The organism is Geodermatophilus sp. SYSU D01186, assembly GCF_054050215.1.
The window spans coordinates 90,289-108,486 of sequence record NZ_JBJGYW010000008.1 but is presented as its reverse complement, the minus strand read 5'-3'; the positions used below and the strand labels follow the sequence as shown (position 1 = coordinate 108,486).

The following is an 18,198-nucleotide window of genomic DNA, read 5'->3' as shown; positions in this document are numbered from 1 at the left end:
CGGCCTCACCGCGAGGCGACCCACCCGACGAACCACAGCGACAGGGCGGTGATCGACGGGGGGAAGGCCAGGACGAGGAAGGCGGCGAACGCCCGGTCACCGCGCCAGACGATCCGCTGGCGGGGGCCCCGCATCCGGTGCCGGCCGGTGAGCGGCAGCGCGGCGCGGGCGACACCGGCCTCCTCCCCGGCGGTCAGCGCGACCGAGCGGGCGGCCTGCCACGCCTCGACCCGCGCCCACCCGGGCGCGACTCCGCAGAGCAGCGCGAGCACGGCCGCGCCGGCGAGCACCGGCACCAGCCCGACGACGCCGAGCACGAGCAGGCCCGCGGCGGCGGCACCGGCGGTGAAGCCGGCGACGGTCACCGCGGCGACGCAGAAGACCGCCCCGAAGGTCACCATGAGGATCGCGTAACCGGGCAGCAGGGCCTCGTCCCACGAGCGGCCCATGACCAGCATCAGGGGGATCTCGGCGGCCAGCACCAGGCCGCAGACGAGGAACACCCGCCGCAGGTCGACGCGGGGCGGGCGCACCGCCGAGGTGGCCGCCGGCCGGCCGGTCGCCGGCAGCGAGGTCGTGGTCACCGCTGCACCTCCGGTGCGATGTCGGACCAGGCCACCCGCCCGTGCACGTCGGCGGCGGCGTGCCGGCCGACGTCCGCGGACGCCGGCGCCCCGGAGCGCGCCGTCCCCTCGGACGCGGCGGCCGGGGCCCCCGGGCCCTGGACGTGGGCGGAGAGCCCGTGCTGGGTCTTCTCCCAGTAGAACGGCTTGGTCACCAGCTGCCAGGCGGCCTTGTACGAGGCGATCGAGTGCAGCAGCCAGTACAGCGGCGACAGCAGCGCGAAGGGCACCAGGCCGTAGCTGCGCCGCTTGAAGCCGGCCAGCAGCGACAGGTAGATGATCACGCCGTTGCCGAACAGCAGGTTGGTCAGGCTGACGAGGGTGAGCCACTCCGGCAGGTCCGGGACGATCACGCCCGGCAGCAGCAGGTCGGCGAGGAACAGCGCGTACAGCCACGGGGTGGCCAGGAACATCAGCGGGGTGCCGCCGATGAGCAGCGCGAAGCCCGCGGTCTGCCGCAGCCCGACGGTCCGGACCAGCGTGACCGGGTGCCGGGTGTGCACCAGGACCGTCTGCATGTAGCCCTTGATCCAGCGGCTGCGCTGCCGGATCCAGTTGCCGACGGCCATGTTGGCCTCTTCGTAGGTCGTCGAGTTGACGACCGCGACGCGGTGCCCCCGGGCGGAGGCCCGGATGCCCAGGTCGGCGTCCTCGGTGACGTTGTAGGGGTCCCAGCCACCGAGCCGGCGGAGCAGGTCGGTGCGGAAGTGGTTGCTCGTGCCGCCCAGCGGGATCGGCAGCCGCAGCTTGTCCAGGCCGGCCAGGGTGTAGTCGAACCACGAGGAGTACTCGAGGGTGAACATGCGGGTCAGCAGGTTCTCCCGCGCGTTGAAGTAGTTCAGCGCGGCCTGCACGCACACCAGGTCCTCGCCGCCCTTGCGGAACGCGATCAGCGACTTCTTCAGCTGGTCGGGATCGGGACGGTCCTCGGCGTCGTAGATGACGACGAACTCACCGCGGGCGAACGCCAGGCCGACGTTGCACGCCCGCGGCTTGGTCTTGGGCAGCGAGTGCGGGACGACGACGATCCGGACGAGGTCCGGCGGGGCCGCGGCCAGGGCGGCGCTCAGCGTCTCCGGGTCGTCCTCCTCCAGCAGCAGGAGGATCTCCAGCTTCTCGCGCGGGTAGTCCAGCGCGGCGAGGTTGCGCATGAGCAAGCCGACGATGCCGGCCTCTCTGTAGACCGGCACGAGGATCGTGTACCGCGGCAGGTCGGTGTCCTCGAGCGCCGCGACCTCGGCGTCGGTGACCTGCTCGACGGTCTCGTACGCGGTGCCCACGGTGCTGATCAGCGCCTTGGTGCCGACGGCGAGGGCGACGGCGACGTTCACGACGGCGACCAGCCAGGACATGGTCGTGGAGAACCACAGGGCGGCGCAGACGACCGTGCCGACGGTGAGGGTGAGGCCCAGGGCGACCTGCGGCCAGACGAAGACCTTGGACGCCGACTCGTCGGGACGCCGCTCGGCCAGGGACCGCACCGCGTCGTGCACCAGCTCGTCCCGCCAGACCGTGCGCAGCGCGCGCTGCACGTCCCAGTCGGTGGTCACCACCTGGCGCACCCGCTGGATGCCGGTGCGCTGCACGACCTCCTGGGCGACGTGCGCCGACGGCCGGCCGGCGGTCGCGACGACCACCTGAGGCTCCCCGTCGGCGTCCTGCTCGACCTGAAGCGGCACCCACACCTCGCGGGCGAGCATCGCCGAGGGGAACAGCCGGGCCAGGTCGGGGTCGACCTCGACCGGGTCGACGAACGCCATGTCCGCGCCCCACACGTCGGCGAGGGCCACGTACAGCTGCCGGCGGGTCACCAGACCGCGGGCGAGGAGCACCGCGCCGAGCGGCTCGCCGACCTCCTGGTGCTGGCGGAGCGCGTCGGTGAGCTGGGCCCGGGTGAGCACGCCCTGCTCGACGAGGACGTCACCCAGCCGGCGCTCGGGGGGCGGCAGGACCGCGCCGGGTGCCGCTCGGCCGGAGGCCGCCGGGTGCGAGGGCAGAAGCGTCACGGCGAGGGAGTCGGCAGGCCCGGTGTCCCGGTCGAACCGGGAGCACCGGGCCGTCACCCGGACGGGTGGGTCAGCCGGCGGCCGGGGCGAACCCCAGCCAGTCGAGCAGGTCGCCGTCCACCCGGGGGTCGTACTCGGTGCGGTCGTCCTCGGGGGCGGCGTGCCGTCCCGGGCCGCGGTCGGCGGCGACGCGCACGACGGCGTCGGCGTCCGGGGCGAGGTGGCGGGGGCCGGTGGGGGAGAGGGAGAGGGGCACGGGACGTCGTCGGCAGGTCCGGCCCCGCGGCGGAGCGTCTCCGGCGAGGACGACCCGATCGGGGGACGGCGACGTGCGGCTACAGCCCGGCCGCGTCCAGGTCCGCGCACGTCCACGCCGGCGTCGCGCGCTGGTGCTCGAGGAAGCCCAGGAGGGTGGCGGTCCCGTCGGCCGCGCGGGGTGGCTCCGGCCGGCCGTGCTCGTCGAGGTCGGTCACGGGCGGAAGCCACCGAGCCACCCCGACCGGGCGGCCCGAGTGCGGGAGGGGGGAGTCGAACCCCCACGCCCGAAGGCACCAGATCCTAAGTCTGGCGTGGCTGCCGTTACACCACTCCCGCTCGAGGGCCGAGTGTAGGGATCGCCCGTGCGGGTGGCCCCCGACCGACGGGAACGCGCTGGACGGTGGTGCGTCTGGCAGGCTGTCGCCCGTGCCTCGCGACCCTCGACAGATCCAGCTGGAGATCGACGCCGCCCGTGAGTCGCTGGCGGCCACCCTGGACCAGCTGGTCTACCGGAGCAGCCCGCAGCGCCTGAAGGCCAAGGGGCAGGCCGCCGTCCAGCAGTTCCTGCAGACGCCGGTCGGCCTCGCCAGCGTCGGGGCGCTCGGCCTGCTGATGAGCCTGGTCGTCGTCCAGAAGGTCCGGCACCGCAACGACTGACCGGTCGCCGCGCGCGGCGGAGGCTCAGGCCTCCGGCCGCGCGTTGGCGATCAGCGGCAGGACGACGACCTCGAGCACGCGCTCCACGTACTCGTCGTCCACCGGCTCGCCGGTGAGCAGCCACCGCTGCACGATCAGCGCGCTCGTGGCCTCCGCCGTCACCGACTGCGCCAGCCCCGGGCGGACCTCGCCGCGGGCCTCGGCGCGCGCCCACATCTGCGCGTAGGCCGCCCGCCACACCGCGAGGGGGCCGCTGCGGAACGCCTCGACCAGGGCCGGCTGGTGCTGCATGGCCGGCAGCAGGGAACGGATCGCGGCCCCGGCCGGGCTCGTGGTGGCCATGGCCACCCGGTGCATGAGCTCGCGCAGGTCGCCCTCGATGGTGCCGGTGTCGGCCGGCACGGCCATGGCGTGGCTCATGTCGGAGATGGTGTCGACCACGAGGTCCTGCTTGGTCCGCCAGCGGCGGTAGATGGTCGCCTTCCCGACGCCGGCCTCCGAGGCGACGGCGTCCATCGTCAGCGCGGCGTACCCGACCTCGGCCAGCAGCCGCAGGATCGCCGCCCGGATCACCTCGTCCCGGCTGGGGTCACGAGGGCGTCCGCCCCGGGCGGAGCGCGGCGGATCGATCATCTGTGGTGCGACCATGGAGCTGACCTTAGACATTCAAGTTGGTGACGCCCGACAGGCGTGCAACGTGTGTGTGTTCGGTGGGGTTCCGGCTTCCCGCGCGCCTGTGCGCGCTCGTGTGCCCGCTCGGTCATCCTGCTGGCGTGGGAACCACCGTCGGCGGCGCCCGGCGCCGGGAGTACTGGCACGTGCCCGGCTCGGCCGGCCGGGTGCTCCTGGGCAGCACCGACGGGGAGCTGCTGGGGGAGGTGGCCCGCTTCGCGCGAGCGGTCGGGCTGTCGGTGTCGGGTGGGCCGGACCTCCTCGACCTCACCGACGAGGACGGCGGCCGGGGCATCGACCGCCTGTTCCGGCGCCTCGCCCGCGAGCTGACCACCGCGGAGGCCGAGCACGTGCGGGTGGCCACCGACCCCCCGACGCAGGAGCCCGCGCTCGCGGCCCGGCTGCTGAGCGCACCCACGCTGGCCGTGGAACTGGCCCGCCGCGGGGTGACCGCCGAGATCGGCGTCCTCGCCGAGGCCGAGCTGTGGTCGGTGTACCAGCCGATCGTCCGCCTGTCCGACCGGTCGGTCGTCGCCCACGAGGCGCTGCTGCGCGGCCTGGTCGACGGCCGGGAGGTCGGCGGTGAGGACCTCTTCTTCGTCGCCGAGTCCGCCGGCTGGCTGCCGCGGCTGGACCGGATCGGCCGGGAGTCGGCGATCGCCGGCGCCGCGTCCTGGCTGGGTGACGCCGACCTGTTCGTCAACTCCGACCCGGCGTCGGTCGTCCGCCCGCGGACCGGCCTGGCCTCGACCGAGCAGGCGCTGCACGACGCCGGCATCGAGGCCGGCCGGCTGGTCGTCGAGGTGGGCGAGGTGTCGGCCGTCGCCGACCGGGGGCACCTGCTGTCGGTGCTCGAGCACTCCCGCTCGCTGGGCTGGCGGGTCGCCCTGGACGACGTCGCGGCCGGCTGGTCGAGCCGCTCCCTGCTGTCCACGGTGCGCCCGGACGTCGTCAAGCTGGGCAAGGCCCTGGTGCAGGCCCTGCCCGACGACGGCGCGCGGACGATGGTGCGGTCGGTGGTGGAGGTGGCCCACGGGCTGGGTGCCCAGGTCGTCGCCGAGGGCGTGGAGAGCGAGCGGGTCGCCGAGGAGGTCACCGACCTGGGCGCCGACCTGGGTCAGGGCTGGCTGTTCGGCCGCCCGGTCGCGCCCCCGGGGGACGGCGGGACGGCCGCCGTTCTCCGGGCGCCACGGTGATGGTCGGCTGAGCACTCCGGCAGCGTGCGCGCGGCCGCACGGACACGCGCGGGACCGACGACGTGTTCCGGGGGGTCCGAAGGACCCTGACCCCGGGGTGTCGCGCCCGGGGGTTCCCGCACGGTTCGGCACACCACTGCAGACGCCGCGGACCCCGCCGGATGACGGGTGGGGTCAGTGCAGGCCCCACCCGGTGAGCACCGGGCGGCTGTGCTCGTGGCCGAGGATCCCGTAGGAACCGGCGGGCAGGGCCAGCAGGCGGCCGGCCGCCGGGTCCAGGCCCAGCCAGCGGGCGGTGAGGATCCGCAGCACGTGTCCGTGGGCGACCAGCATCACGTCGCCGTCGTCCAGCAGCGGCCGCGCCCGCTCCAGGACGCGGTCCACGCGCCTGCCGACGTCGGCCAGCGACTCCCCGGGGGTGTCCCCGGCGACGGTGCCGTCGACCCAGATCGACCACGTGCGGCCGAGCTCCTCGCTGATCGCCGCCGTCGTCCGGCCCTCGTAGCCCCCGTAGTCGAGCTCGACGAGGTCATCCTCGGTGCCGGTCGGGGTGAGCCCGGCCAGCTCGGCGGTCCGCCGGGCCCGCAGCCGCGGGCTGACCCACACCGCGGCGAAGGTGCGGTCCCCGAAGACCCCGGCCAGCCGCCGCGCCTGCTCCTCGCCCTCGGGGAGCAGGGGGAGGTCGGTGACGCTGGTGTGCTGACCGCTGAGGCTCCACTCCGTCTGCCCGTGCCGCAGTACGACGATCTCGCCCATGGGGCCTCCTGACTGTCCGGGAGGTCACATCGTCGTCAGCGTGCAGGATGCCGACAACCGGACCGACCGGGGTCCGCGACCCCACCACCGGGCACGGCGCCGCGTCGCTCCCGGCGCCGGCCGGTCACCCCCAGCGGCGCAGCGTCGCCGTCCGGGCCCGCCGCCGGGCCGGCCGGTCGTCGGACCGCCGCGCCGACCGTCCCTGCCGCAGGGCGAGGGCGCGCCGGACGGCGGCCGGCTCGGCCGGCAGCGGCGGCAGGGGCGGGACGGTCGGCCCGGTCCGCACCGGGTCCGCGCCGTCGAGCGGGCCGTCGAGCTCCAGCCGGTCGGCGAGCCCCGCGTCCCGCACCAGCCGGCGGGTGTCGGCGGGGGCGCCGACCACCCGGCACTGCCGGCCCGCGGGCGCCAGCGTGTCGGTGAACGCGGTGAGCGCCTGCAGCCCCGAGCAGTCACGGAAGCGGGCACCGGCGACGTCCACCACCACCCGCCCCGTGCCGAGGCCGGCGGCCCGGCGGAGGGCGTCGGTGAGCCGGTCGACGGTGGAGACGTCCGCGTCGCCGGTCACCCGGACGACGACCTGGTCGGGAGCGGGGACGAGGGCGACCTGCAGGTGCGGCACGGGCACTCCGGCGGGTTGTGCAGGGGCCGCCGCGGGTTCGGGCGACTGCCGTCGACGCTAGTTCCGAGGGCCTCCCGCCACAACAGGCAGTGCTGGTTCGACTGCGCTGTGCGCTGGCGTGTCAGGTGCGACCCGCCGAGGCGGGGCGCTGCCGGTAGCGGCAGCATGACGGCGTGGACGCCGAGGACTTCAGCCAGGTCAGGGACGCCGTCCGGCAGCTGGTGCGGGACGTCGTCATGCCGCTCGAGGAACGCATCGAGGACGAGGACCGCATCCCCGACGAGTTGCGGGCCCGCGCGGCGGAGATGGGCCTGTTCGGGTACGCCCTGCCCGAGGAGTACGGCGGGCTCGGCGTCACCATGGCCGAGGACGTCGAGCTGGCGTTCGAGTTCGGCTACACGACCCCGGCGTTCCGGTCGCTGTTCGGCACCAACAACGGCATCGCCGGCCAGGTCATCGCCCGGTTCGGCAGCGCGGAGCAGAAGCAGCGGTACCTGCCCGGGCTGGCCGCGGGGGAGCTGATCGGGTCCTTCGCCCTCACCGAGGCCGAGGCCGGTTCCGACCCGGCCGGGCTGCGCACCACCGCCCGGCGGGACGGCGGGGAGTGGGTGCTCACCGGCAGCAAGCGCTACATCACCAACGCCCCGCTGGCCGACCTCTTCGTCGTCTTCGCCCGCAGCGATCCCGCCGAGAGGGGCGGCCGCGGCATCTCCAGCTTCGTCGTCGACGCGCGGACGCCCGGGCTCACGGTCGGCCCGCACGACGCGAAGATGGGCCAGTCCGGCGCCTGGACCGCCGAGGTCTTCCTCGACGACGTGCGCGTCCCCGCCGGCGCGCTGGTCGGGGAGGAGGGCCGCGGCTACGCCAAGGCGCTGACCGTCCTGTCCCGCGGTCGGCTGCACATCGCGGCACTGTGCGTCGGCATGGCGCAGCGGGTGCTCGACGAGTCCGTCGCCTACGCCGCCACCGCCAAGCAGGGCGGGGCGCCGATCGGGCGGTTCCAGCTGGTGCAGGCCCACCTCGCCGACATGCACGCCGAGCTGCTCGCCGGGAGGGCCATGGTGCGCGACGTCGCGGCCCGCTACGACACCGGCGAGGACACCTCGGTCGGGCCGTCGTCGGCGAAGCTGTTCTGCACCGAGATGGTCGGCCGCGCCGTCGACCGGGCGGTGCAGGTGCACGGCGGTCTGGGCTACCTGCGGACCACCCCGGTGGAACGCTTCTACCGCGACGCGCGGCTCTACCGCCTCTACGAGGGCACCAGTGAGGTGCAGCGGGTGATCATCGGCGGCGGCCTGCTCCGCGCGGCGGGCATGCCCCGTGCCTGAGCTGCCGCCGACCGAGCGCGCCGCCCGCCGGGAGGTCGTCGGCGAGCTCGGGACGGCGCTGCGGGACCTCGTCGACGCCGCCGTCCGCACCGAGGTGCCGGCCGACGAGCTGGCCGCCGTCGCTGCGGCGGCCCGCGCGCTCACCGCCCGGCTGCGGGCGGCCGACCGCGGCCTCCACGAGGTCGCCTCCGTCGACGACCCCGAGCGCGGGGAGCGCTGGTACAGCCCGGTCTACGGCCCCGGCAGCCCCGTCGCGCCGCCGCTGGAGGCGACCGACACCCCCGACGGACGGGCCACCGGCCGGGTCACCGTGGGCCGGGCGCACGAGGGCCCGCCCGGGCTGGTGCACGGCGGCGTGGTCGCCACCCTGCTCGACCACGTGCTGGCCCGGGCGGTGCGCGCGGCCGGGCGGGGCGGCCTGACCGCCACGTTGACCGTCCGCTACCGCCGTCCGGTGCCGCTCGGCGTCCCGCTGCTGGTGGCCGCGGAGGCGGGGGAGGCCGACGGCCGGCGGACCCCGGCGACCGCGCGGCTGGTCCCCGAGGACGACACGGGCACCGTGCTCGCCGAGGCCGAGGCCCTGTTCGTGGCCCTGCGCCCCGAGCGGTCGGCGGAGGTGTTCGCGCCGATGGGCCGCCCGATCGCCGCCTGGACCGCCCGGGAGGACAGGGCCGGCGACTAGTTGGCCCGCGGGCCGGGCGCGTTGGCCGGGTCGCCGGCCGGGTCCCGCTCCGGGCCGCCGGCCGGGCGCAGCAGCGGCCCCGGCGCACCCTCGCCGCGGCCGAGCGCGGCGACGAACTGGGTGAGCACGTCGTCGCCCTTGTGGAACGGAGCCCAGTCCAGCAGCTTGCGGGCGCGGGTGGTGTCCAGTGCCGGCGCCTGCGTGCCGAGGTCCAGCCAGCCGGGCTCGGTGGGCACCAGATGGGCGTGGAAGGCGGCCGACAGCCCGGCGCGCAGCACGAACGCCGGCGTCGGCACCCGGACGCTGCCCAGCGCGCGGGCGATGTCGTCGGCGTCCATGACGGGTTCGGCGGCGAGGTTGAACGGGCCCGGGGCGCGGCGGTCCAGCACCCGGCCGAGGGCGTCGGCGACGTCGTCGGCGTGCACGAACGACACGTGCACCGAGGGCAGCGGCAGCGGCAGCAGCCTCGCGACCGCACCCGGCAGGAGACGGGCGGCGCCGAACAGCAGCGGGCCGAGGAAGTAGCGGCCGATCTCGCTGCTGGCCTCCGGCTGCAGCACGAGGGTCGGGCGCACCACGGTCAGCGTGGTGTCCGGACGCCGGCCCAGGACCTCCCGCACCACCCGTTCGGCCTCGGACTTGTCCCGGCTGTACTGGGAGCTCGGGATGCCGGTGGTCGGCCAGTCCTCGGTGACCTTCTGCCCGCCGGAGCCGGCGGCGTAGGCGCCGAGGGAGGACATGTGCACGAACTGGGCCACGCCGGCGGCCGCGGCCGCCCGGGCCACCCGCCGCGTGCCCTCCACGTTCACCCGGTGCAGCCGCTCCCGCTGCCGGCCGGGCTGCAGCGCCCAGGCCAGGTGCACCACGGCGTCGGCGCCGTCGAGGAACCGGGTCAGCACGTGCTCGCTGCGGGTCTCCCCGAGGTCGGCCGGGAACCACCGGACGCCGTCGTACGGTGCGCCGTCCGGCGGCCGGCGACGGGCCAGCCCGCGCACCTCGGCCACCCCGCTGCCCGGCGCGGTGAGCCGGCCCAGCAGCGCCGTCCCGACGTTGCCGCTGGCGCCCGTGACGGCGACCGTCAGGCCCTGGAGGTGGTCCCGGGTCAGTTCAGCCATGGAGGGCGGCTACCCCCAGGACGGCCGGTGAACCCGGGAGCCGCGGGCCGGCGCGTCACCCGAACGTCACAGACGACGACCACGGCGGTAACCCGCGTCCCGTCTACTCGCACGCAACCGCGAACACCGCGAGTAGACGATCGAGAGGCCCGCATGGACGTCGGAAGCACAGCTTTCATCCTCGCCGCCACGATGGCCGTCGCCCTGATGATCCCGGGGCTGGCGCTGTTCTACGGGGGGATGGTCTCCTCCCGCGGCATCCTGAACATGATCATGATGGTGTTCGGGGCCGTCGCTGTCGTCGGCGTGCTCTGGACGCTGTTCGGCTTCTCCGCCGTCTTCGGGAACAGCTACAGCGGGACCGGCCTGCTGGGCGACGTGACCGAGTACCTGGGGCTCGGGTCCCTCGTGTCCGGCGACGAGAGCGCGGCCCTGCCACCGGCGCTGGTCGCGGTGTTCCAGGCGCTGTTCGCGGTCATCACGACGGCGCTCATCGCCGGCGCGGTCGCCGACCGGGTGCGGTTCGGCCCGTGGCTGCTGTTCGCCGGGCTCTGGGCCGCGCTGGTGTACTTCCCGGTCGCACACTGGGTGTTCGCCTTCGACTCCGCCGACGGCAGCGTGCTGGGCGGCTGGATCGCCAACGACCTCGCCGCGGTCGACTTCGCCGGTGGCACCGCGGTGCACATCAACGCCGGTGTGGCCGCGCTGGCCGTCGTCCTCGTCGTCGGCAAGCGGACCGGCTGGCCGCGCCAGGCCCGGCCCAACAGCCTGCCGCTGGTCGCCCTCGGCGCCGGCATCCTCTGGTTCGGGTGGTTCGGCTTCAACGGCGGCTCGGCGCTGGCGGCCGGCAACAGCGCGTCGGTCGTCATGCTCAACACCTTCAACGCCACCTGCGCGGCGATCCTCGCCTGGCTGCTGGTCGAGCGGCTGCGGGACGGGCACGCCACGGTGCTCGGCGGGATGTCCGGCGCCATCGCCGGTCTGGTCGCCATCACCCCGGCCTGTGGCGCGGTCACCCCGATGGGCGCGCTCGCCGTCGGTGCCGTCGCCGGCGCGATCTGCCCGCTGGCGGTCGCCCTGAAGTACCGCTTCGGCTACGACGACTCCCTGGACGTCGTCGGCGTCCACCTGGTCGGCGGCATCGTCGGCACCCTGCTGGTCGGCGTCTTCGGCTCGGCCGCGGCGCCCAGCGGCCGCGACGGCCTCCTCTACGGCGGTGGATTCGAGCTGCTCGGCGTGCAGGCGGTCGCGGCGGTCGCGGTGGTCGGCTACTCGTTCGTCGTCTCGCTGCTGATCGCCCTGGCGATCCACAAGACGGTCGGCATGCGGGTGACCAAGGAGGTCGAGGTCAACGGCATCGACCTCGCCGAGCACGCCGAGGTCGCCTACGACCTGGAGGGCGCTCTGCACACGCCGGGAGCGACGAGCACGCCGGAGAGCGTCATCGCCTCCGCCGAGCGGATCGCCGCCGGTGCGCCGTCTCCGCGGGCGGAGACGCCCACGCGCTGACCGGGCCTCCACGGCTCCGCGACGATCATGGCGCCGTGACCACCCGGGACACCCTCCCGGTGGTCACGGCGCCATGCTCACGGTGGAGTCGGGCGCGCTACGCCGAGCCGACGTCCTCCAGCGTGCGGCCGCGGTGCTCGGGCAGTGCCCACGAGGCCGCGGCGGTGAGCACGAAGAACGCGGCGAAGGTGCCGAACACCAGGCCGTTGCCGCCGGCCGCGAGCAGCGGCGGCACGCACAGCGGGGCGGCGATCGAGGCGATCCGGCCGAACCCGGCGGCGGCTCCGGCGCCGGTGCCCCGCAGCGCGGTGGGGTAGACCTCCGGCGTCACCGCGTACACCGCGCCCCAGGCGCCGAGGTTGAAGAACGACAGCACCATGCCGGTGACCAACACGGCGGTGTCGCCGTCGGCCAGCGCGAAGAGGCCGGCCCCCACCGCGGAGCCGAGCAGGAACACCCCCAGCGTCGGCCGCCGCCCCCACCGCTCGATGAGCACCGCGGCCGCGGCGTAGCCGGGCAGCTGGGAGAGGGTGATCAGCAGGGTGAACCCGAAGGACCGCACCAGCGAGAACCCCGAGGCCACCAGCAGCGTCGGCAGCCAGATGAAGGCGCCGTAGTAGGCGAAGTTGATGCCGAACCAGACTGTCCACAGCGCCGCCGTCCGGCCGCGGTTCTCCCGCGCCCACAGCGCCCCGGGCCCGGGCGGCGCCGCCGGCTCGGGCGTCGTCGACGGCACCGGGGGCACCCCGGCCGCGGACTCGAAGCGGCGCACCGCCGCCTCCGCCTCGTCCTCGCGGCCGCGCAGCTCCAGGAAGCGCACGGACTCCGGCAGCCCGCGGCGGACGACGACGGCGTAGACCGCCGGGACCGCGCCCAGCGCCAGCGCCCACCGCCAGCCCGCGTCGCTGCGGGGCACGACGAAGTAGCCGATCAGCGCCGCGAGCAGCCAGCCGACCGCCCAGAACGCCTCCAGCGCCACGACCACCCGCCCGCGGACCCGCGCCGGCGCGTACTCGCTGACCAGCGTGGAGGCCACCGGCAGCTCGGCGCCCAGGCCGAGGCCGATGAGGAAGCGGAACACCAGCAGTGCGCCGACCGACCACGCCAGCGCCGCGGCGCCCGTGGCCAGGCCGAACAGCAGCAGGGTGAGCGCGAAGACCTGGCGGCGGCCGATCCGGTCGGCCAGCAGCCCGCCGAGGGTCGCGCCCAGGGCCATGCCGACGAAGCCGATCGACCCGATCCAGGACAGCTCGGTGGGGGTCAGCGACCACTGGACGGCGAGCGCGGCCATCACGAAGGAGATGAGGCCGACGTCCATCGCGTCCAGGGCCCAGCCGAGGCCGGAGCCGACGACGAGCCGGCCGTGCTCACGGGTGAACGGCAGCCGGTCCAGCCGCTGGGCCCGGGTCGCCGAGGTCGTCGTCGCGTCGGTGCTCATCGCCCCCGCCCTACCCCGCGGGGTCACCGGTCACGCGGTGGCGCCGGCGGGCTCAGCCGTTCTCGCCGTCCTCGCCGTCGGTGGCGTCCTCCACCTCCTGCTCGACGTCGTCGACGCCCTGCTCGACGTCCTGCTGCACGTCGTCGTCGACCACGTCACTGCCGCAGCCGGCGGTGGTGACGGAGGCGAGGGCGATGGCGAAGCCGGCGGCGACGGTGCGCCAGCGGCGGCTGGATGCGGACACGGGGACCTCCCGGTGGTGCCTCCGATGGGCTCCCGGGGTGCCCGCCGGAGCCCCGGTCCATGCGTGGCGGCGCCCCCACGGTGGCCGCGGGGGGCGCCGGGGCCCGGCTACGCCGCGGCGACGTGGGCGCGGGTGGCCTCGGTCAGCCAGGCCACGACCTCGTCGCGGTAGGGCGCGATGCCCTTGTACCCGGCGATGTCGTCGGGCAGTTCGGCGACGACGGCCGCGAGCTGCCCGCTCCACTCGGGGATCGTCGCGATCTCGGCCAGCGGGGCCATGTAGGTGCGGATGTTGAACGTCAGCGTCCCGGTCAACGGCAGCCGGGTGAGGTGCTCCAGCTCGATGCGCAGCTGCAGCCGGCCGAAGTCGCCGTCCCGCACCAGCTGCGGCACGTCGGCGTCCCACTCGGGCTTGACCTCGAGGCTGATGTCGCGCCGCGGTGACCCGTGCGCGGAGAACGTCCAGTTGACCCGGCGGTAGGTCTGCTCGGTCGTCAGGCTGCGCATGAACCGGGTCGCGCGGCTGGTCACGCCGCCCTCGTTGAGTCCCGGCACCGGTCCGTGGATCTCGTCCAGGTGCATGCCGACGTCGAACTTCACCGACCATGCGGCCGCCCAGGTCACCAGGGCGGCGTCGAACCACAGCCGCCCACCGCGGTCGCTGACCATGAGGATGTCGTCGGGCACCTGGCAGCCGATCCACGTCAGCGGGTCGGTCGGCAGCGTGGCGGCGTCGCCGAGGACGAACTCCTGCTCGATGCCGAGGAGGTCGTTGCGCCAGCCGAACTCCCGGCCGTCCCCGGAGAGGTGCATCACGTCGGGGCGGGCGGCGACCAGCTCCCGGAGCAGGTACAGGAGCATGTCCCAGCAGGCCGGTTCCATGTGCGGGAGCACCTGCCGCCGTCCCGGGTCGCGCGCGAGCAGCTCACGGCGCATCCGCATCTGCTCCTCGTAGTCGTCCCCGAGGTCGACGACGTGCGCGCCCCAGGAGCCGGCGGGGGTCTCGACGCGGCGGCGGGCCGGCTCGACGTTGACCGCGTACCGGAACGCCTGCTCACCGGGCGCGAACGGCCAGGGCAGCCGGGACAGATCACTCACAGGTCGAGCTCCACTTCGCTGTCGGCCGCCCGCGACACGCAGGCGAGCATGCTGGTCGAGGCCTGTCTGTCGGCCTCGTCGAGGACGAGGTCGCGGTGCTCGACGCGGCCGGCGGTGACGGGCACCAGGCACTGCCCGCAGACGCCCTGGCGGCACATGTTGGGCACGTCGACCCCGGCGCCGAGCACCGCCTCGAGCAGGCTGGTGCCGCTGGGCACCGGCAGCCGGCGGCCGCTGCGCCGCAGTCGCGCGGTGAACGGCCGGCCGGGGTCGAGCGGCGGCGCCGCGAAGTGCTCCAGGTGCACGCGGGCGGACGGCCAGCCGGCCGCCCGGGCCGTCTCGGTGAACAGGTCGAGGACGGCGACCGGTCCGCACGCGTAGGCGTGCGTCCCCCACGGCTGGGCCGGCAGCCGCTCGCGCAGGGCGCCGGCGAGCGCGTACCGGCCCGGCGCCTCGACCAGGTCGGCCCCGGCCAGGTCCCGCAGGTCCGCCAGGTGCGCCGCGGCCCCGGGGCGGTACCCGTAGACCACCTCCACGGGACGGCCCCACATCCTTGCGGCCCTCAGGTGCGACAGGATCGGGGTCACGCCGATGCCCGCCGCCACCAGCAGCGACTTCGTCGATGCCAGCTCGGGCCGGAACGCGGCCCGCGGCCCCTCGACCTCCAGCAGGTCGCCGACCGACACGGAGTCGTGCAGCCAGGCCGACCCCTCGCCGCCCCGGGTGCGCAGCACGGAGATCCGGTAGTCGGCGGGGGCGATCCCGGACCCGGTGAGGGAGTAGGCGTTGCGCTTGCCGCCGGCGGTCACCACCAGGTGGCTGCCCGGTGCGTACCCCGCCAGAGTCCGGCCCTCGGGGTTGGTGAGGACGAACTGTCGGACGCCGTCGGTGACCTGGTCGACCCGGGAGACGCGCATCCGGGTGGTGGCGCTCACGAGGCGCCCCCGGCCACGGCGGAGGCGAGGTAGCTGCCCCGGTGCCCGGAGACGTGCTCGTGCACCTCCAGCCGCGTGCCGCAGCCCGGGCAGTCCACCTCGGCGCCGGGGTCGGCGGCCAGCCGCGAGGTCACCTCGCAGTGGACGCAGAAGACGCGGAGGGACTCCCGCCCGACGGCGAAGGTGGTGATCTCCTCCGGTACGAGCCCCGCCCGGCGGGCGTGCGCCGCCATCGCGAGCACGTCGGCCTCCGGGCCGGCGATCACCAGCCGCGCGCCCACGCACAGCGCGCCGAGGCGACGGGCGAGCTCGGCACCCGAGCCCTCGTCGGTCCGCGGCAGGCCCCACAGGCGCACCGGCCGGCCCCGCTCCCGGGCCTGGGCCAGCCACTGCTCGACCACGCCGTGGGCCGCGGGGCCGATGTGCACGACCAGGAACGACCGGCCCGTGAGGTCCAGGGGCGGGGGCTCGGGGGGCCAGACCGGCACGCTGGTGAGGCGGGGCCGCTGGGAGGGCGGGGCGGCTGGGGGAGGGGGCAGCAGGGCGGTCACGCGGCGCTCCTCAGCCAGGCGACCGCGGCCTCGCGGTACCGGGTCAGGCCCTTGTAGTCGGCCATGTCCTCCGGCAGCTCCTCGAGGACGGCGGCGAACCTGTCCCGCCAGGCCGGCACACGGGCGACGTCCTCCAGCGGCAGGAGGTACGTGCGGATGAGGAACAGCACGGCACCGGAGCCGGGCAGGCGGACCAGGTGCTGCACCTCCACCCGGAGATGAAGGCGGGCGCCGAGGTCCTCCTGGAGCACGAGCCTGCGGTCGGGCCCCCACTCGGGATAGGTCTCCGTCGCGGTGTCCAGGCGCCGGCCGACGGTCATCGTCCAGTTCGTCCGCCGGTACACCTCGCCGGGCTGGAGTCGCATGAGGAACTGGTGCGCACGGTTGACCACGCCGGCCGGGTGGACCCGGGGGACGGGACCATGGATCTCCGGGAAGCTCATGCCGACGTCGAAGCGCATGGACCAGTCGGCGGCCGCGGTGACGACGCCGGCGTCGGCCCAGAGGGATCCCTCGCGCTGGTCGAGGAGCACCAGGTCGTCCTGCACCTGGGGGGCGGTGAAGCGCAGCGGGTCGGTGGGCAGGGTCGCCTCGTCGCCGAGGACGAACTCCTGCTCGATGCCGAGCAGCCGGTTGCGCCAGTGCCAGCGGTCCCCGCCGAGGTGGTCGAGGGTGAAGGCGTCGGGCCGGGCCCGCTGGAGCTCGCCCATGACGTAGAGCATCGCGTCCCAGCACGCCGACCTCATGTGCGGCAGCTCCTGCAGGCGGGCGGGGTCGGCCGCCAGCAGGGCGGCGCACTCGGCGCTGTCGGACCCGTAGTACTCGTCCACGTGCAGGACGTGCTCGCCCCAGCTGCCGGCCGCGGTCTCGTGGGCCGCACCCGCCGGCTCGACGTTGGTGCTGTAGCGGTAGCGGTCGGTGGGGAACGGGAAGGGGAAGGAGGCGATGCGGTCGGGCAGCGCCCGATCGATCAGGTCGGTGCTGGTCACAGGTCGAGCTCCAGGGACGGACCGGTGCTGCGCGACACGCAGCACATGACGCTGTCGGCGGCGGCCTTCTCCTCCTCGGTGAGGAAGAGGTCGCGGTGGAGGGGACGGCCGGCGAGGACCGGGACGCGGCACTCGCCGCAGACCCCCTGCCGGCAGAGGTTGGGAACGCTGACCCCGTCGCGTTCCAGGGCCTCCAGCAGGCTCACGCCGGAGGGGACGGCGATGCGGCGTCCGGACCGGGCCAGCGTGGCCGCGAAGGGCTCGCCGGGGTCCAGCGCCTCCGCGGAGAAGCGCTCGGTGTGCACCCGGTGCTCCGGCCAGCCGAGCCGGTCCGCCGTGGCGAGCACGAAGTCCAGCAGCGGCGCGGGCCCGCAGGCGTAGAGGTGCGTGCCCAGCGGTGCCGAACCCAGGACGGCCTCGAGGCGGGGCAGGAAGGTCGCGACGTCCGGGTGCTCCTCCAGCCGCGGCCCGCACAGCTCCCGCAGCTCGGCCAGGTGTGCACCCGCACCGGGGCGGTAGCCGTAGAGGAGGGTGAAGTCGCGACGCCAGCGGACCGCCGCCCGGGCGTGGGAGAGCATCGGCGTGATGCCGATGCCGCCGGCGACGAGCAGGTGGTGCCGGGCGGTGGCGACCGGGGCGAAGGCACTGCGCGGCCGCTCGGCGCGGACCACGTCGCCCGCCGCCAGCCGGTGCACCCACCGCGAGCCACCGGCGCCGTCCGGGCAGAGCAGCACCGAGATCGTGTAGCGGTCCGGTGAGGTCCCTGGTCCGGTCAGCGAGTAGGCGTTGCGGCGGGCGCCGCAGTGCAGCACGAGGTGGCTGCCCGGGGGATGGGCCGGCAGCGCGCTCCCGTCCGCGGCCACCAGGGTGATCGACCGGATGCCGTCGGCGGCCTCCCGCACCTCCGCCACGACGAGGTCGAGCGGGCCCCGACCGGGCGGGACGCCGACCGCGGCCGGGGCCGGCAGGGACAGGGTCGTCACGCGGGGACCCCCGCCGCGAGAGCCGGCTCGGCGTCCTCGGCGTCGACCATGTAGCCGAGGTAGGCGCCCAGACAGCGGGAGACGTGGTGGTAGACGTGCAGCGTGCGGCCGCAGCCGCGGCACGTGCACGTCCCGTCCACGGGGGCGGTCGTCTCCGTCTCCTCGGCGCAGTGCGCGCAGTGGACCCGTCGCACCGGCACCCCGGTGACCGAGGTCAGGATCTCGGCCGGGACGGCGCCGAGCTGCAGCGCCCGGGCGCGGGCCCGGAGGACGTCGGCCTCCGGGCCCGCCACGAGCAACCTCCAGCCGACGACGGCGCCCGCCATCTGCGCCGCCAGCCAGGGCAGCGCCTCCGCGCAACCCCGGGTGCGCATCGCCCGCGCGTCGATCCCGGCCTCCGCGGCGGCCGCCTCCCAGGAGGTGACGACCTGCTCCGCGGCGTCGTCCAGCGCCAGGAGCGTGACGCTCCGGGCGTTGCCGGGGAGTGCCGGTGCCGCGGTCTCCCACCGCGGCACGCTGGTGTGCTCGATCCCCATGCCG

Annotated in this window: 21 protein-coding genes and 1 tRNA gene; 5 read left to right on the top strand and 17 right to left on the bottom strand. The window is 75.4% G+C overall.

What is annotated here, in order from left to right; all coding sequences use genetic code 11:
* Positions 1–5: 5 nt before the first annotated feature.
* From ACI784_RS08470 to ACI784_RS08450, 5 genes are all read right to left on the bottom strand, one after another.
* Positions 6–584, bottom strand: a complete 579-nt coding sequence (locus tag ACI784_RS08470; RefSeq protein ID WP_457013132.1) for a hypothetical protein — start codon at positions 582–584, stop codon at positions 6–8.
* On the bottom strand, positions 581–2,629 hold the full coding sequence (locus tag ACI784_RS08465) for a glycosyltransferase (protein ID WP_457013131.1): 2,049 nt from the start codon (positions 2,627–2,629) through the stop codon (positions 581–583). Before ACI784_RS08465 ends, ACI784_RS08470 begins: the two co-directional genes overlap by 4 nt.
* Before the next feature lie 70 nt (positions 2,630–2,699).
* Positions 2,700–2,885 (bottom strand): hypothetical protein, encoded by a 186-nt coding sequence (locus ACI784_RS08460; protein ID WP_456923149.1) that lies wholly within the window; start codon positions 2,883–2,885, stop codon positions 2,700–2,702.
* 79 nt (positions 2,886–2,964) lie between these two features.
* The gene (locus ACI784_RS08455; protein ID WP_457013130.1) at positions 2,965–3,102 is read right to left on the bottom strand and encodes a hypothetical protein; all 138 of its coding nucleotides are present in this window, start codon (positions 3,100–3,102) and stop codon (positions 2,965–2,967) included.
* Positions 3,103–3,142: 40 nt separating this feature from the next.
* Positions 3,143–3,223 (bottom strand) — tRNA-Leu (locus ACI784_RS08450).
* A 90-nt stretch (positions 3,224–3,313) separates the two neighbouring features.
* Between ACI784_RS08450 and ACI784_RS08445 the strand changes: the two genes are divergently transcribed.
* Positions 3,314–3,544, top strand: a complete 231-nt coding sequence (locus ACI784_RS08445) for a DUF3618 domain-containing protein (protein ID WP_456923147.1) — start codon at positions 3,314–3,316, stop codon at positions 3,542–3,544.
* A 24-nt stretch (positions 3,545–3,568) separates the two neighbouring features.
* Here ACI784_RS08445 and ACI784_RS08440 read toward each other — a convergent pair whose 3' ends face one another.
* Complete coding sequence (locus ACI784_RS08440; protein WP_456923146.1) at positions 3,569–4,192, bottom strand: TetR/AcrR family transcriptional regulator; 624 nt, start codon at positions 4,190–4,192, stop codon at positions 3,569–3,571.
* A 125-nt stretch (positions 4,193–4,317) separates the two neighbouring features.
* Between ACI784_RS08440 and ACI784_RS08435 the strand changes: the two genes are divergently transcribed.
* Positions 4,318–5,412, top strand: coding sequence for an EAL domain-containing protein (locus tag ACI784_RS08435; RefSeq protein WP_456923145.1), 1,095 nt, complete (start codon positions 4,318–4,320; stop codon positions 5,410–5,412).
* A 174-nt stretch (positions 5,413–5,586) separates the two neighbouring features.
* Here ACI784_RS08435 and ACI784_RS08430 read toward each other — a convergent pair whose 3' ends face one another.
* Together ACI784_RS08430 and ACI784_RS08425 are read right to left on the bottom strand one after the other, a co-directional pair.
* The gene (locus ACI784_RS08430; RefSeq protein ID WP_456923144.1) at positions 5,587–6,168 is read right to left on the bottom strand and encodes a histidine phosphatase family protein; all 582 of its coding nucleotides are present in this window, start codon (positions 6,166–6,168) and stop codon (positions 5,587–5,589) included.
* A gap of 124 nt (positions 6,169–6,292) precedes the next feature.
* On the bottom strand, positions 6,293–6,787 hold the full coding sequence (locus ACI784_RS08425; RefSeq protein ID WP_457013129.1) for an STAS domain-containing protein: 495 nt from the start codon (positions 6,785–6,787) through the stop codon (positions 6,293–6,295).
* Between the two features lie 173 nt (positions 6,788–6,960).
* Between ACI784_RS08425 and ACI784_RS08420 the strand changes: the two genes are divergently transcribed.
* Both ACI784_RS08420 and ACI784_RS08415 read left to right on the top strand, forming a co-directional pair.
* On the top strand, positions 6,961–8,115 hold the full coding sequence (locus ACI784_RS08420) for an acyl-CoA dehydrogenase family protein (RefSeq protein ID WP_456923142.1): 1,155 nt from the start codon (positions 6,961–6,963) through the stop codon (positions 8,113–8,115).
* Complete coding sequence (locus ACI784_RS08415) at positions 8,108–8,797, top strand: PaaI family thioesterase (protein ID WP_457013128.1); 690 nt, start codon at positions 8,108–8,110, stop codon at positions 8,795–8,797. Before ACI784_RS08420 ends, ACI784_RS08415 begins: the two co-directional genes overlap by 8 nt.
* Here ACI784_RS08415 and ACI784_RS08410 read toward each other — a convergent pair.
* Complete coding sequence (locus ACI784_RS08410; RefSeq protein ID WP_457013127.1) at positions 8,794–9,912, bottom strand: NAD-dependent epimerase/dehydratase family protein; 1,119 nt, start codon at positions 9,910–9,912, stop codon at positions 8,794–8,796. The genes ACI784_RS08415 and ACI784_RS08410 overlap by 4 nt on opposite strands.
* Before the next feature lie 153 nt (positions 9,913–10,065).
* On the opposite strand from ACI784_RS08410, the gene ACI784_RS08405 reads away from it, so the two are divergent.
* Complete coding sequence (locus ACI784_RS08405) at positions 10,066–11,421, top strand: ammonium transporter (RefSeq protein WP_457013126.1); 1,356 nt, start codon at positions 10,066–10,068, stop codon at positions 11,419–11,421.
* Positions 11,422–11,518: 97 nt separating this feature from the next.
* Here the strand turns inward: ACI784_RS08405 and ACI784_RS08400 are convergent, their stop codons facing one another.
* From ACI784_RS08400 to ACI784_RS08365, 8 genes are all read right to left on the bottom strand, one after another.
* On the bottom strand, positions 11,519–12,859 hold the full coding sequence (locus ACI784_RS08400; RefSeq protein ID WP_457013125.1) for an MFS transporter: 1,341 nt from the start codon (positions 12,857–12,859) through the stop codon (positions 11,519–11,521).
* Between the two features lie 52 nt (positions 12,860–12,911).
* The gene (locus tag ACI784_RS08395) at positions 12,912–13,103 is read right to left on the bottom strand and encodes a hypothetical protein (RefSeq protein ID WP_456923136.1); all 192 of its coding nucleotides are present in this window, start codon (positions 13,101–13,103) and stop codon (positions 12,912–12,914) included.
* A 107-nt stretch (positions 13,104–13,210) separates the two neighbouring features.
* On the bottom strand, positions 13,211–14,200 hold the full coding sequence (locus tag ACI784_RS08390; protein WP_457013124.1) for a heme-dependent oxidative N-demethylase family protein: 990 nt from the start codon (positions 14,198–14,200) through the stop codon (positions 13,211–13,213).
* Positions 14,197–15,135 carry a PDR/VanB family oxidoreductase gene (locus tag ACI784_RS08385; protein ID WP_457013123.1) on the bottom strand — a complete coding sequence of 313 codons (939 nt, stop codon included), beginning with the start codon at positions 15,133–15,135 and terminating at the stop codon, positions 14,197–14,199. The genes ACI784_RS08390 and ACI784_RS08385 overlap by 4 nt, the downstream gene beginning before the upstream one ends.
* Positions 15,132–15,686, bottom strand: a complete 555-nt coding sequence (locus ACI784_RS08380; RefSeq protein ID WP_457013122.1) for a dimethylamine monooxygenase subunit DmmA family protein — start codon at positions 15,684–15,686, stop codon at positions 15,132–15,134. The genes ACI784_RS08385 and ACI784_RS08380 overlap by 4 nt, the downstream gene beginning before the upstream one ends.
* Positions 15,683–16,675, bottom strand: coding sequence for a heme-dependent oxidative N-demethylase family protein (locus tag ACI784_RS08375; protein WP_457013121.1), 993 nt, complete (start codon positions 16,673–16,675; stop codon positions 15,683–15,685). The genes ACI784_RS08380 and ACI784_RS08375 overlap by 4 nt, the downstream gene beginning before the upstream one ends.
* The gene (locus ACI784_RS08370; protein ID WP_457013120.1) at positions 16,672–17,658 is read right to left on the bottom strand and encodes a PDR/VanB family oxidoreductase; all 987 of its coding nucleotides are present in this window, start codon (positions 17,656–17,658) and stop codon (positions 16,672–16,674) included. Before ACI784_RS08370 ends, ACI784_RS08375 begins: the two co-directional genes overlap by 4 nt.
* Positions 17,655–18,194, bottom strand: coding sequence for a dimethylamine monooxygenase subunit DmmA family protein (locus ACI784_RS08365; protein ID WP_457013119.1), 540 nt, complete (start codon positions 18,192–18,194; stop codon positions 17,655–17,657). Before ACI784_RS08365 ends, ACI784_RS08370 begins: the two co-directional genes overlap by 4 nt.
* Positions 18,195–18,198 lie beyond the last annotated feature (4 nt).

Bases quoted from the DNA above. Each gene is read 5' to 3' on its own strand.
- ACI784_RS08410 (WP_457013127.1), bottom strand. From the start codon at position 9,912: ATGGCTGAACTGACCCGGGACCACCTCCAGGGCCTGACGGTCGCCGTC.
- ACI784_RS08365 (WP_457013119.1), bottom strand. From the start codon at position 18,194: ATGGGGATCGAGCACACCAGCGTGCCGCGGTGGGAGACCGCGGCACCG.
- ACI784_RS08400 (WP_457013125.1), bottom strand. From the start codon at position 12,859: ATGAGCACCGACGCGACGACGACCTCGGCGACCCGGGCCCAGCGGCTG.
- ACI784_RS08430 (WP_456923144.1), bottom strand. From the start codon at position 6,168: ATGGGCGAGATCGTCGTACTGCGGCACGGGCAGACGGAGTGGAGCCTC.
- ACI784_RS08440 (WP_456923146.1), bottom strand. From the start codon at position 4,192: ATGGTCGCACCACAGATGATCGATCCGCCGCGCTCCGCCCGGGGCGGA.
- ACI784_RS08405 (WP_457013126.1), top strand. From the start codon at position 10,066: ATGGACGTCGGAAGCACAGCTTTCATCCTCGCCGCCACGATGGCCGTC.